General features: G+C 59.0%; 12 protein-coding genes and 1 pseudogene. 10 read left to right on the forward strand and 3 right to left on the reverse strand.

Going from position 1 to position 11,574, the window contains the following annotated elements; all coding sequences use genetic code 11:
- The first annotated feature begins 74 nt into the window (after window positions 1-74).
- The 4 genes from RAK1035_RS19370 to RAK1035_RS19385 all read left to right on the forward strand — a co-directional run bounded on the left by RAK1035_RS19370 (window position 75) and on the right by RAK1035_RS19385 (window position 2,180).
- A complete protein-coding gene (locus RAK1035_RS19370; RefSeq protein WP_008282931.1) occupies window positions 75-461 on the forward strand; it encodes a DUF6878 family protein in 387 nt (128 codons plus the stop codon).
- A gap of 1 nt (window position 462) precedes the next feature.
- On the forward strand, window positions 463-924 hold the full coding sequence (locus tag RAK1035_RS19375) for a DUF6915 family protein (RefSeq protein ID WP_008282932.1): 462 nt from the start codon (window positions 463-465) through the stop codon (window positions 922-924).
- A gap of 100 nt (window positions 925-1,024) precedes the next feature.
- The gene (locus RAK1035_RS19380) at window positions 1,025-1,327 is read left to right on the forward strand and encodes a hypothetical protein (protein ID WP_008282933.1); all 303 of its coding nucleotides are present in this window, start codon (window positions 1,025-1,027) and stop codon (window positions 1,325-1,327) included.
- A 124-nt stretch (window positions 1,328-1,451) separates the two neighbouring features.
- Complete coding sequence (locus RAK1035_RS19385) at window positions 1,452-2,180, forward strand: DUF736 family protein (RefSeq protein ID WP_008282934.1); 729 nt, start codon at window positions 1,452-1,454, stop codon at window positions 2,178-2,180.
- Between the two features lie 373 nt (window positions 2,181-2,553).
- Here RAK1035_RS19385 and RAK1035_RS19390 read toward each other — a convergent pair whose 3' ends face one another.
- Genes RAK1035_RS19390 through RAK1035_RS19400 form a run of 3 tightly spaced genes read right to left on the reverse strand, consistent with a single transcriptional unit; the run spans window position 2,554 to window position 5,893 of the window.
- On the reverse strand, window positions 2,554-3,975 hold the full coding sequence (locus RAK1035_RS19390) for a phospholipase effector Tle1 domain-containing protein (RefSeq protein ID WP_037298746.1): 1,422 nt from the start codon (window positions 3,973-3,975) through the stop codon (window positions 2,554-2,556).
- Between the two features lie 30 nt (window positions 3,976-4,005).
- Window positions 4,006-4,587: an SLATT domain-containing protein gene (locus tag RAK1035_RS19395; RefSeq protein WP_008282936.1), complete on the reverse strand. Its 582-nt coding sequence runs from the start codon at window positions 4,585-4,587 to the stop codon at window positions 4,006-4,008.
- Complete coding sequence (locus RAK1035_RS19400; RefSeq protein ID WP_008282937.1) at window positions 4,568-5,893, reverse strand: SMODS domain-containing nucleotidyltransferase; 1,326 nt, start codon at window positions 5,891-5,893, stop codon at window positions 4,568-4,570. Before RAK1035_RS19400 ends, RAK1035_RS19395 begins: the two co-directional genes overlap by 20 nt.
- A gap of 483 nt (window positions 5,894-6,376) precedes the next feature.
- Here RAK1035_RS19400 and RAK1035_RS19410 point away from each other — a divergent pair, with 483 nt between their 5' ends.
- From RAK1035_RS19410 to RAK1035_RS19440, 6 genes and pseudogenes are all read left to right on the forward strand, one after another.
- A complete protein-coding gene (locus RAK1035_RS19410) occupies window positions 6,377-6,706 on the forward strand; it encodes an MbcA/ParS/Xre antitoxin family protein (RefSeq protein WP_008282938.1) in 330 nt (109 codons plus the stop codon).
- Window positions 6,687-7,433 carry an RES family NAD+ phosphorylase gene (locus tag RAK1035_RS19415; protein WP_008282939.1) on the forward strand — a complete coding sequence of 249 codons (747 nt, stop codon included), beginning with the start codon at window positions 6,687-6,689 and terminating at the stop codon, window positions 7,431-7,433. Before RAK1035_RS19410 ends, RAK1035_RS19415 begins: the two co-directional genes overlap by 20 nt.
- Before the next feature lie 738 nt (window positions 7,434-8,171).
- Window positions 8,172-9,101 carry a DUF2493 domain-containing protein gene (locus RAK1035_RS19420; protein ID WP_008282940.1) on the forward strand — a complete coding sequence of 310 codons (930 nt, stop codon included), beginning with the start codon at window positions 8,172-8,174 and terminating at the stop codon, window positions 9,099-9,101.
- A 133-nt stretch (window positions 9,102-9,234) separates the two neighbouring features.
- On the forward strand, window positions 9,235-10,251 hold the full coding sequence (locus tag RAK1035_RS19425) for a nucleotidyltransferase family protein (protein ID WP_254683696.1): 1,017 nt from the start codon (window positions 9,235-9,237) through the stop codon (window positions 10,249-10,251).
- 7 nt (window positions 10,252-10,258) lie between these two features.
- A pseudogene (locus tag RAK1035_RS20740) lies at window positions 10,259-10,354 on the forward strand (DUF2493 domain-containing protein); the annotation flags it as partial.
- A 538-nt stretch (window positions 10,355-10,892) separates the two neighbouring features.
- Window positions 10,893-11,099: a hypothetical protein gene (locus RAK1035_RS19440; RefSeq protein WP_007120662.1), complete on the forward strand. Its 207-nt coding sequence runs from the start codon at window positions 10,893-10,895 to the stop codon at window positions 11,097-11,099.
- Window positions 11,100-11,574 lie beyond the last annotated feature (475 nt).

An 11,574-nucleotide genomic window follows, 5' to 3' on the forward strand; every position in this document is an offset into this window, starting at 1 on the left:
CTGGTCTGCGCTTTCTGGGCGCGCGCAGACCAATGCCACGCCCGCCCCCCAAATTCAGATAAGAGGACAGACCCATGACCAATCCCCAGATCGATTATGCCGCAATGGCGGCTCAGTGGCGCGCAGAGCGCGAAACCACATTGAAGGCATCCCGAACGGAGCTGCTCGCGCAACTACGTGCGCTTGGCATCAGCGAGGTCACTGCCGAATACGAAGGCTATGGCGACTCCGGCAATGTCGAGGATGTGACGGTGCAGCCCGCAGAGGTCCAACTGCCGGAGGCGCTTGCCACCGAAGTGGGCGACTTCGCCTGGTCGCTCGCCTATCACCATCACCCGGGGTTCGAAAACAACGAGGGTGGCTACGGCACGCTGACCTGGGACTTGCGCAACGACAGTATCACCTTGGATCATGCCGACCGCTATGTCGAATGCTCGCACAGCTATGACGAGGGGCTGTGAGATGGCCCATCCGCTTCATCATGCCGAAAGCTCTGCCCGGAAATTCGGCGGGGTGCCGTCTGACTATCAGGCTGTGCACGATTGGTTTGACGCCTCGAAAGAGCACCTCGCGCTCTTCACGCACAGAGCTTTGCGCCATCACGCCCAAGGCCTGTTCGAGGCCGAACGTGTCTTCGGCCTGACCCTGACCAATAGCGCTGGTCGGGACATACCTGTGCGCTGGATCGGCGAGCAACATGTCCGCGAAGATTGCCAGGGCCGTATCCCGAGCATGGCGGACTGGCAGCGACGGATCCAGCCCGAGCCATGGATGGCCAATGGCCATATCGACCGGCATTCTGGCGATGAGCCCTGCGGCGACCCAAGGGTCGCCTGGGCCTCCGAGGTTGCCGCCGGACGAACGGTTCTTGGCCTGAAAGATTGGAAGGCGGCGCGCGCGACGCGGGCCACGCAAAGCGCCTGACAGCTCTCGGCCGTTTGCCAAACGAATACTGTATGGAAGCCCGGTTGGAAGATCGGGCTTCTTGCGTCGTTTCCCCACCATTCTTCTTGAGGAGGATCGCATGACACTCAATGATATCAAGGCGGCCGTCGATGCGGGCCAGACCGTGCATTGGGCCAATACCGGCTACATTGTCCACAAGGACAGGCTCGGTCAGTACCTGATCACCTATCAGCCGAACGGTAGCTGCATCGGCCTGACCGACCGGAGCGGGCACCGGTTGAACGGAAAAGAGGTGGAGTTCTTCATCGGGCGATCGAAGGACAGCGCGGAAAATCCGGGCAGCCAATCAAGACCAGACGGGCAGGGGAGGGGCGTAGCACCCGGAGGCGCGGGGGCATTCCCGCTCGGACGGCAGCTTTGACCCGTGGGCGAGGCTGAAAGGAAAGCAGGCTTTCTGGTTTGTGATCCCTCAAGGGGTCGAGAAAGCAATCCCGGATGCGCTGGCAAGAACGTCAGGCACCGGCCAATCCAAAAGGAACCATCCCATGTTCGCAGGAACCCTTACCCGCAACGTCGAGACCGCTGCCGCCGAATACACCGGCATGATCCATTCGACGCGCTTTGACATCGCCATCCAGCTCGAGGCACGGGCCAAGATGTCCGAACGCAGCCCGGATTTTGACGTAACGGCAATCAACAAGTCGGGCCGCAAGGTGCGCGTCGGCACGGCCTGGAACGAGACCGGCAATACCAGCGGCAACCCCTACATCTCGATGCAGATCGATGTCGGCCTGGGTCCGTTCCGGGTCAACGCGGTGCAGACGAAAGAGGCGCGCTCGGCCCAGAGCGGCGAATTCGAGATCATCCCGCTGGTCTCGAACGGCCTGATGAAATCCGGCTCGATCTCGGGCGAGCTCACCGCCATGGACGCTGACAACGCCTTCACCGGCTACATCGCCAACATGATGTTCGATCTGGAGTTCATGCTGATCGAGAACAGCTATAAATCCGAGGAGACCCACCCCGATTACCGGATCGAGGTCAGCTCGCCCCGGGGCACACCGATCCGCGTCGGCTCGGCCTGGATGGCGAAAAGCAGCCGCACGGGCAATGACTACCTGTCGCTGCTTATCAACACGCCCGATGGCGACCTGCGCGTCAACGCCGTGCAGAACGAAGAACAGCGCGGCGGGCAGACCTTCTCGATCATCCCGTTCATCGACAGCGGTGAGCAGCCGCAGGACGCGGGCGCGGGGCTCTCGCTGGTCGCATGATCAACGCGCAAGATTAGACGATTTGCACCGAAAGGGGAGCCGTGGGATCACGGTTCCCCTTTAGTCTTGGCTCGATGTCGCAGCGAGACATATCTTACGATCCTTGAAACTACACCATCCATATACTACCAGAAGTTGAGATTGACAGCAATTTCGGTATGTTACACTGCAGCTTGGCAAATGAATCACTCGCTGTGGTCGTTGGGTGCCGGGTCAAATGAACTCGCACATTGCTGCGCAGAGCGTGGTCTCAGGGGGCTCCTTTCGCGCGGCACTATGGTCTTCTCTCACTTGCTGTTCCTAATGCGACGTGGTCAGTCCAACATTAAGGTGCGCCGAAAGAGTTGTTGCGGAAAGGGCCCGAAGACGCATTTTACGTCTCATAGAAACGCTTTAGATCGCGTCGCTTGCTCAGCTGTTGCGGTCGATATGGTTTGACCTCTCCGAATTGAGCGACCGCGGTCGCCTGCATGCGTTCTTGTACGGATGGGTGGAGAGGGAAATCATCGCCAACTTCTCGGATTCCTTTTTTCCATGGGATGCTGATTGGTCCTAATCTCACGATCGCGTCCTCGCGATGCTGCAGGCCCAAGGGGTCAGGAGCGCGGTTGAGATAATTCTCGTTGATTTTGATTGAAGGCACACACTCCTTCAACTCATCGATCATCCAGTCTAGGGCGATATCACTGAGACGGGATTCGGCCTCGGGGTAGCTGCCACCGATATCGCTGTGACAACCCGGAAACCAGACCTGCTTGAGCCAAGCCGGTTCTCGATCCTTGGTCTCAATCGCGGCTTTTTTGGACGCCCATCCAACTCGTGGGAAGTCTGCGCGGTCTTCGTCGATCGCCATTGCGTGGCGGGCGTGGTTAACGTCGGGATCCAGCCACATGTCGTAGTTGCGCTTGTTCCAAGCGGCGAAATGCCCGGTCTTCAGTATCTGCGGCCAGTCTGTAAGGCGCCAAATCTTCAGTTTGCGATCAGGATCATCCGCGAAGTACTTGAAATTATCCAGTAGTAGAGAGCCAAGCTGCCAAATGAGGGCTCCGAGTAAGGCACCGAGAGGGATGACCAGAAGCAATGACCACCCTAGAACAAGACCGGCGACGAAGGCGGCGCCGGTTGCAAACGTAATACCCCAGACGAGAGTGCGCACGACTGCCGTCCGGAGTGACGCCACCGTATCGAAAACCCCGATGAAGGTCGGCTGGACGTTGCCTTGGTTTTCATCGCCCTCCTGCGGGGCACTCGAATACTTCTGGCGAAACCTGCGACCAAGCTCTTCGCGGTGCTTGAAGTAAGGGTTCTGCCCGCGAGGCTTTCCGGCACCGTGGTTATAGACGAACTTCACTGCATCCTTGGCGATCTTGCGTAAACCGGGCCCGTGTCGCGGAACGGGTTTGCCATCGGGCATTTCTGTTGGGATTCCGCAAAGGTTCATGACATTCGCCAGTGCCCTGACCGTGTAAGCCCCGCGCGAGAAGCCGAACAACAGCACGCGGTCGCCGGGCTCATAATGGGCGATGATTTGTTCATAGCAATCGATGATATTGTGATCGATGCCGGTGCCGACTGCACTTTCGAGGATAGGTTTGACGCGGCCAAAGAGCCCCCCGCTCTCGCCCGTACCCAGCCCAGGATCGTAAAAGGCGACTTGATCCTTTGGGTTAATTGGTGAGTCTGGGCCGGGACGCATGGCGCGATACATCTTGTAGACGTTCGAAAGGCGTTGGTCTGGCCTAGATCCGCCCATTTGCCCGGTTCCATCGGAAAAAATACAGATATTCTTTGTCATTATTTACCTTTTGCCTTCAGTCTGATTGACTTATTTCTGTTTAGGTCGTCCGCCGGATCGCTTTAGCGAGAGCGGAAGAAAACAGTCTATCTCGTCATCTGTGACGGTCATGTCTTCCATCTCCTTCAGCCGTCTTTGGGCCTCCTTGTAGGCTTTTCCGTCAGTCTGAGGGGCTCCTTCATAAAGGGCTGCAAGCATAGCCTGTAATTCGTCGCGACGCTCAACTGCAACTTCATGTGAGAGTCTTGGAAGGTCGGTTAGAAGCGAGAGGTAGCATTCTCGGACGTTCCAGAGTTTCGCGGCCGCGTCACGGTGCTTTTGGGCGATGGCGCCGGGATCGAAGTTCTTCAGGTAAGCGGCCACGAACAGCGTTAGGAAAGAAATAACGACGGTTACAATCTCGACCCATGTCTCGTCTCCCACCACGACGCCGACTGCGCCAGCACTCGTTAGGGCTGAAAGCGCAATCTGAGCCATCTTGTACCGGCGAAGTGTGTCGGCAGAGCGATCGGCCATACGTTCGTGCGTTTTGTGGGTATAGACCACCCGTCCGAAGCATTCACGGACCTGATCCTCGAACGCGATATCGTAGTCAGGCGGCATAGTCTTCATCCTCGGCATCCCGGACACGAATCGGAACCCGGACGGTGTCGCGCGCAACGACCACGCCCCGACTGACCGCGTAGCATTCTACGAGGTGATCACCGCGGAAATTTGTGGTCTCTCGGCGCTCACCGCGACCTTCGTCGCGCACGATCTGCCCCCGGATCATGTCTCGACGCTCGGCTTCTTCGCCACGGTTCAAGACCTTCCAGAACACCTCGGCATCATCGGGAAGATCGGTTGCATCTGCGATGAAGAATCGAAGGCTCTTCTTCGGAAGCAGGACGCCATGCCGCTCCAAAAGGTCACGGAGCATTCCCGGCCGGAATCCATCCTGCGTCACTTCGCAGTTGATGCGAAGGTGGTATCGAATATCGACCGGAAACCTTTCTTCGACAAACTGCTCAGTATTTTTGAAGACATGCGCGAATGCCGCGGCCTCTCCCGCAGCACTCCTTACCGGTGCTGGGTAGGCGTTCCCGAACACATCCCGCCATTTCTGGCGCTCATTCTTCTGTCCGCTCGCGTCGATGGCTTTCACACATAGATCGTATGCCTTCTTCGCCTTCCGCTCGAACCGCTTCTTGACACGAACGCGTTGACGACTGCCAAGAGCTGCATACTCGGATTGCTTGGGCTGATCAGCCAGGAACTTGAAGAAATCCCGGCACATGTAATCGTAGTAGTGGAAGCTTTTGGTATCGTATTCGTCGGTTGACTCGAGGAAGTTGTAGGCGAGAGTGTCGATCAGAAGGCCGCCCATGGCGACGCCCTGCTTGTTCTTCCAGGCGCGCGCCATCTTGCACAAGTGGCGAAGGTTTCGGTTCTTGCGCTCATTGGCTTCTCTCATTTCATCGAGTTCAGCCTGCGGCTTGGTAATCTTCCACGACCCACCTTTTGCGTTGTCAGGGTACTTGTAGCTCCCATCAGCCAGCTTGAAGGCCGGCATCACTTCGATGTGGAAATCGTTGTACAGCACGCGGACAACCAAACGATCCACCTTGACGGTTGTCGAAGGGTATCGCCTCTTGATCGCATCCCTAGCATCATGAAGAAGCCTATTTTGGCCCTCTTCCTTGTAGGTGTCCCACTTCCCGGCGGGCATGATGTAAATCATGTCCAGGTCGGAAATGCCCTTGATCGCCGTCCAACGGCCATAGGAGCCAACTTGAAGGCTGTTAGCCGTTTTTGACTCTGTGTCGCGAAACTCCTTGTTAAGAGAAGCAGTGACTTCGCCGTATCGCAAGGCAATAGTCGCGGCATTGTCGATCTTGATATTATCGAGAAAGGTCTTGAAGTCGTCTGAGATGCCCATTGAAGCCTCACGATTTTTTGCCCTCAATGGGCGATTAGATGGTTGGTTTAGTCAGCCGCTTTGCCCTATCCGGTCGTTATTTCTCACGGACGGTGATCTTCGGATTTGACTTGCCGTGCTTCGCGGTGACAAACCGACCACTGATGGCGCTTCGATAGCTGCCGCCGGTTGACCCGCTCTTCCCGCGAGCTTCTTTCACGGTTGTTCGCGGGTGCGACTTCCCATGCGCCTGCGTAACATAGCGTCCTGATTTTGCGCTTCGGTAGCTACCGCCAACCTTTCTTTTCCCTGCCACTGCACTGCTCCTTTTTGTTGCATCTTCGCCAATTCGGACTAAACTAAGATTTGAGTCCTCATATGGACAGTCTACATAGGGACTCTTTTGGACGTCAAGTCCAAAAGCGGATAATAGGAGGATCAATGCAACCACATATAGGTTCTGCGCTTCAACCCGGCGCGGACAACATCAGGATTCCAGCCATTATGGATGCTTTTTCGAGACTTGCCGAAGACTGGGAGCTCTCGACTGATGAGCAGATAACGCTGCTTGGCTCGCCGGGGCGCTCGACGTTCTTCAAGTGGAAGAAATCCGGTGGCAATCTTCCGCATGACACTATCGAACGCATTTCTCACCTGCTCGGCATCTACAAGTCTCTGCAAATTGTGTTGCCGAACCCTGAAGCGGCGGATGGGTGGATAAAAAAGCCGAACGCGTTTTTTGATGATCGAAGCGCACTCGACGTGATGCTTGGTGGTAACGTTGTCGATATTTACAAAGTAAGAGAATATCTTGATGCACAACGCGGTGGATGACTTCGACGTAAAGCAGATCAATGGCGTTTTCTATGTGCTTATCCCGTCTCGATTTCCACCTGTGCCGCTCTATCAGCGCATCGCGGGTGGGCGCGACGACCAGGTCGCGGCTGTCGCAGATCTTCATAACCCTCGTGTTATGGAAAAGCAGCGCCTGCTAGGGCAAGGTTGTGTGACCGCAGATGATGTGTCTCCACGTTTTCAGAACTGGAACCATGCCCCGTTCGCCTATTCAAATCCGGAAGGTAGTTGGTTCTTCGACCGGTTCGTACGATGCCTAGAGATGTCGCAAGACAAACAGACAGCCTTGGCGGTCTCGGTTGCGAAAAGAGCGCTGTTCCTTAGCCGCACGGCGGAAGCTCCAATCGGGCTTGACATGCGGATGCTAAGCCGAAAGGTGTCTGGCGCGTTCTTAGACCTACGAGCGTTGCCTGTTGAGCTTTGTCAATCAGAACGGCGTAAACTTGGAAAGTTGCTTTGGGAGCGCGCCAAGACCGAAGGTTTGTCAGGCGTGCTATTCCGGTCATTCGAACGACCAAGCGGCACTCGCATTTGCGTGCTCGATGGCAATGTGCTTGACCGTGCAATTCAAGGTGAGCACTTCAGGTACTCATGGGATGGTGAAAAGGTTTCGTCGCTTTATGCTTTCGACAACTCTGGAGGTGACGAGGACAATTCGATCGATCCCCGCGACCTTGGCCAAGACGAAGATATTCTGGCGGCTTAGCATTGGTCATTTTGTCGCCAAGCTGACTGAAGGCTGTCGAGTTGACCCACTTTCAAATAGTGAGCGCTTCCGTGCCGCTAAATAGCGAATGATTGTTTCTGGTCCATCCTGCCGGACGTCCCATATATGACATTAACGTTTCCGACGCGACCGCTTCTTAGAAGCGGCATGACTTGATCATTGACCTGAGTCCCAGCCTTCCGGCCTCCCCAGCTCGGCTTCGCGTGTCGCAGGGGAGAACGGCCCTTCGGTCCGTCGCGCATTCGGCCATGCGGCCTCACCGCGGCGTCGCGCCTGGCATCCCGGTTTGCCCGCCTCGCGAGCACGTCCCTCCCCGGCCGCTCCGCCGGATTGCGCTCTGGTCTGTTTTGGCCCGAGGCCAAAACGACCCCGCCGCTCCATCCGTCTGTCGCGTCCGGTCGGGCCGTTTGCCTGCTCGGGTCGGGCAAACCTACCGTCAAAACACACACACATGAGCGCGGAAGCATATCCTCCGGATGGCCCCCAAATCAGCCCGCGTCAAGGATCGCAAAACTTTTCGGCGGGGGCGGAGCCTGTGGCATGGGGCGGTCCCGTGCGTGAGCGCGCGCGTGCATCAGGTGCTGCGCGCGGAAAACTTTTGCGCCCGGCAAGCCGGCGGCTGCGCCGTCCCTGACCCGGGCAGATTCGGAAACCAGGCATTCGGCCATGCCCCCACACTCACGTGGTGGCCTAGGAACCGAACACTGGAGACCAGACATGGCTTACGACACCGCAAACACCTACGAGACGATCGAACTTTTCGGGCTGACCGAGAAGGACGCGCAGCTGCCGATCCCGGAAGATCACATCCTGACCGACCACATCATCCGCGAGAGCTTCGAGGCTTTGCTCGGGCAGTTGCGCGGGACCGGGCTTGAAGCGGAAATCGAACCGCTGGCCCACGGGCTCGCCACGATCCTGCAGCGCCGTAAGGTGGCGCTTGGCAAGGAGGTCGACCGCACCGCCGACAAGATCGGCGCGCTGGCAAAATCTCACGACGGATCGGAGATCGCCGAGACCGCGCTCGAAGAGGCGCAGGCGCGCTTTGTGCAGTTGCGCGAGATTGTCGGCGCCATCGAGGTGATGAGCGAAGCAGCGGCGGAATGCTACGAGGTCGAGACGGGCCACGCCTTCATCCCGGCAGCCGGGTCGCGCGCAAGCGTCCGGGCGCAAGAGACCGGGGCGGTCTTCGAGGCGCGGCAGCTTCTGGAGCAGCACGACCGCGAGACTGCCGAGAAGTCGAAAGTCGAGGGGGTGCCCCTGATCGTCTCGGGCGCCACCGACTGGACCGATGTCGATGTGATCTTCAACACGCTCGACAAGGTTCGCGAACGGATCAAGCAGAACCGCAACGAGGAGATCTTCCTCTGCCACAAGGGTGGCAAGCACGGGGCGGAGATGATTGCGGCTCGGTGGGCCCGGGCACGGGGTGTTGCGCAGGCGCGCTTCGATCCGCGCTGGTCCGCGCATGGGCGGGCGGCGCCGTTCAAGTGCAACGACGAAATGCTGGATGACAAGTTCGCGGCGACGGGGGTTGTACTCTTCGGCGGCAACGGGGTCGCGCTGAACCTCGGGCAGAAGGCGGAAGCGAAAGGCCTGACGGTCATGCGGGTTGCGGACCCGGTGAAGAAGACCGCCGAGACATGAACTGAGAGGGTCGCCTTCGGGCGGCCCTTTTGTCGTTCCTCATGCACGTCGTGGTGCCCTCATGTCCTTTTGCCTAGCAATTTCATGTTTTGATAGGTATATGCGTGCCAAGCAAAACTTGGAAATGATTGGCATGACCCCTCTTAGCAGCATCGCGATGAGCGCCTATACCGACCTGGTGCGTCTCTTGAAGGACGACGCCTTGTCCGGTGTCGAAGGCAAGCCCACGCTCAAAGAGCGCGGCGACAAGGCCTACTGGTACGCGGCCCGCCGAGTCGGCACCGAGATGCGCTTCATCTATATCGGCGAGGACAGTGACGATACGCGTGCACGTATCGACCGGATCGAGGAGCTGCGCGCGACCGCCAAGGATCGGCAGGCAGAACGGTCGCGGCTTGTTCGGCTCCTGCGCGCCGAAGGCATGACCCCCACCGACCGGGCAACCGGGTCCATCCTGTCGGCGATGGCGGCAGCCGGGACTTTCCGTTTGGGTGGCACCATCGTTGGAACCAATGCGTTTCGCCTCTATGAAGGCGAGCTTGGTATCCGTCTGCCCATTGGCGGTATGGCCAACACCGGCGACATCGACATCGCCCAGTTCGAAAAACTGAGCGTGGCCCTGCAGGATCAGGTCGACCCGGGTCTGGCCGAGACCTTCTCGGCGCTCAAGTTTGATCCCTTACCGGCTCTTGACCAAGGTCGGACCTGGCGATGGGCCCAGGGCGGGAGTGGCCAGTTGGTCGAGTTTCTCACGCCGGCCTTCGGAGATGAGACCATCCGTGATTTGCCCGCTTTGGGCGTGAACGCCCAAGGATTGAACTATCTTAACTTCCTGATTGCCGAGCCGATCCATGCGGCGGCGATCTATCGATCCGGCATACTCGTGCAGGTCCCGCGTCCGGAGCGCTATGCGATCCACAAATTGATCGTTGCTGATCGGCGGCGTGACGGGGCAGGCAGCCTCAAGTCGGCCAAGGACCGGGAACAGGCGGCCTTCCTGATCGAAGCGATGGCCGAGGACCGCCCTGATGATCTGGCCCGCGCCTATGCCGCTGCTCTGGAGGTCGGCCCGCGCTGGCGGGAGCACATCGGCACCTCGCTGAAGCGGATGCCTGAGACGAAACTAATCCTCGGCGGGTTGGGAGTGTGATTGCTGCAATGGGGTGGCGCAGAACCTCGGGCAGAAGGCGGAAGCGAAAGGCCTGACGGTCATGCGGGTTGCTGACCCGGCGAAGAAGACTGCGCAGGATTGAAGAGAGGGGGTCGCGCTTGGCGCGGCCCTTTCGTCATGTTTCATGGCGCGTGCGGTCGGTCACGCGTGATCGGGAGCTCGCGGCGGCCAGCACCGTTATCCCTCTACCAAGTCCGTCAGAGTGCGGCCCATCCGCATCGGTACGGGTTGGGGATGGTGCGCACCTCACGCACATCGTCAGCATCGCAAGACACGAAGGCTCGAAACGTCGCACTTGAGGCTGAAGACCTGCAGGTCCCTCGGGTGGTGTTTCGGAACATCGCATCCACGCGGGCGGGCTCCGTCAGCACCCCGGCCAGGCTCGGCGGGACGCGGACGCGGATGGTGGCGGCTGCGTGATGGCAAGGGTCATCCGGATCACTCCTTTTTGCTCATAGATGTGGATCGCACGGGGTCGGCCCGTCCGTGCCCTCAGCTCACGCTTCGGCAAGCACAAATACGGCTTCCACGGCTGGCCGCGGACCCTCCGCATTTGCGCTTGCGACCGGGCCTCTTGCCCCCGTGCCGGGTGATCCCCATCGCAACAAGGAGTAACCCAAATGACCAACCACTACGTCGCCACCGTCCCCGTCAAGTTCACCGATACCGATGGCCAGGAGCGCACTCGTTTTCAGCGCGTAGGTGCGATGTTCCGCAACACCCGCAACGGGGACGGCTCGGAGTTCTTCAGCCTCAAGCTCGACTTCCCGGTCGCGGTCTCGGAGCTGGTGATGTTCCCACCGAGCGCGAAGGATCCCCAGGACTGAATCCTCTGACGAGGATGGGCCGCCCCAGGACGATCTTGGGGCGGCCCGACCCCTGTTCCAAGGATGCCGGTCCCTGCGCGTTCAACGGACGCACTCCCCCCGGAATGATCAGGCCGCGACAGACCGGCCAGTCAGCCTCAAGGGGGCCATCCACAAAAACCTATCGGCCAGGGCCTCCCGGTTTTTGCGGCAGAGATTTGGCAAGCCAAATCTGGCCCTCCTTGACCCTGCCTGTCCGCCCTGTCGGTGGGGTTTGCGCCCGCCTGCGGTTCCGTCCGAACACTTGGCGTTCGGCCAGACCCTCGGGCGGTGCTGGGGAAGGGGACCCATTGGACAGGTGGGTCGCCCGGTGGTGCGGGCGGCGGAGCCGCGTCCCTGCGGGCCGCAGCGTGAAGCGGACACCAAGGCTGCCTGAGACTGCATGCAACGTAAGTATATAATTGACAGATAGATATATTATCGTAAGGTAGGGGCA

The sequence above is a fragment of the Roseovarius sp. AK1035 genome, from assembly GCF_003288315.1.
Lineage (GTDB): Bacteria > Pseudomonadota > Alphaproteobacteria > Rhodobacterales > Rhodobacteraceae > Roseovarius > Roseovarius mucosus_A.

Coding starts and splice junctions, on each gene's coding strand:
- RAK1035_RS19370 (WP_008282931.1), top strand. CDS start 75: ATGACCAATCCCCAGATCGATTATGCCGCAATGGCGGCTCAGTGGCGC.
- RAK1035_RS19375 (WP_008282932.1), top strand. CDS start 463: ATGGCCCATCCGCTTCATCATGCCGAAAGCTCTGCCCGGAAATTCGGC.
- RAK1035_RS19380 (WP_008282933.1), top strand. CDS start 1,025: ATGACACTCAATGATATCAAGGCGGCCGTCGATGCGGGCCAGACCGTG.
- RAK1035_RS19385 (WP_008282934.1), top strand. CDS start 1,452: ATGTTCGCAGGAACCCTTACCCGCAACGTCGAGACCGCTGCCGCCGAA.
- RAK1035_RS19390 (WP_037298746.1), bottom strand. CDS start 3,975: ATGACAAAGAATATCTGTATTTTTTCCGATGGAACCGGGCAAATGGGC.
- RAK1035_RS19395 (WP_008282936.1), bottom strand. CDS start 4,587: ATGAAGACTATGCCGCCTGACTACGATATCGCGTTCGAGGATCAGGTC.
- RAK1035_RS19400 (WP_008282937.1), bottom strand. CDS start 5,893: ATGGGCATCTCAGACGACTTCAAGACCTTTCTCGATAATATCAAGATC.
- RAK1035_RS19410 (WP_008282938.1), top strand. CDS start 6,377: ATGGATGCTTTTTCGAGACTTGCCGAAGACTGGGAGCTCTCGACTGAT.
- RAK1035_RS19415 (WP_008282939.1), top strand. CDS start 6,687: ATGCACAACGCGGTGGATGACTTCGACGTAAAGCAGATCAATGGCGTT.
- RAK1035_RS19420 (WP_008282940.1), top strand. CDS start 8,172: ATGGCTTACGACACCGCAAACACCTACGAGACGATCGAACTTTTCGGG.
- RAK1035_RS19425 (WP_254683696.1), top strand. CDS start 9,235: ATGACCCCTCTTAGCAGCATCGCGATGAGCGCCTATACCGACCTGGTG.
- RAK1035_RS19440 (WP_007120662.1), top strand. CDS start 10,893: ATGACCAACCACTACGTCGCCACCGTCCCCGTCAAGTTCACCGATACC.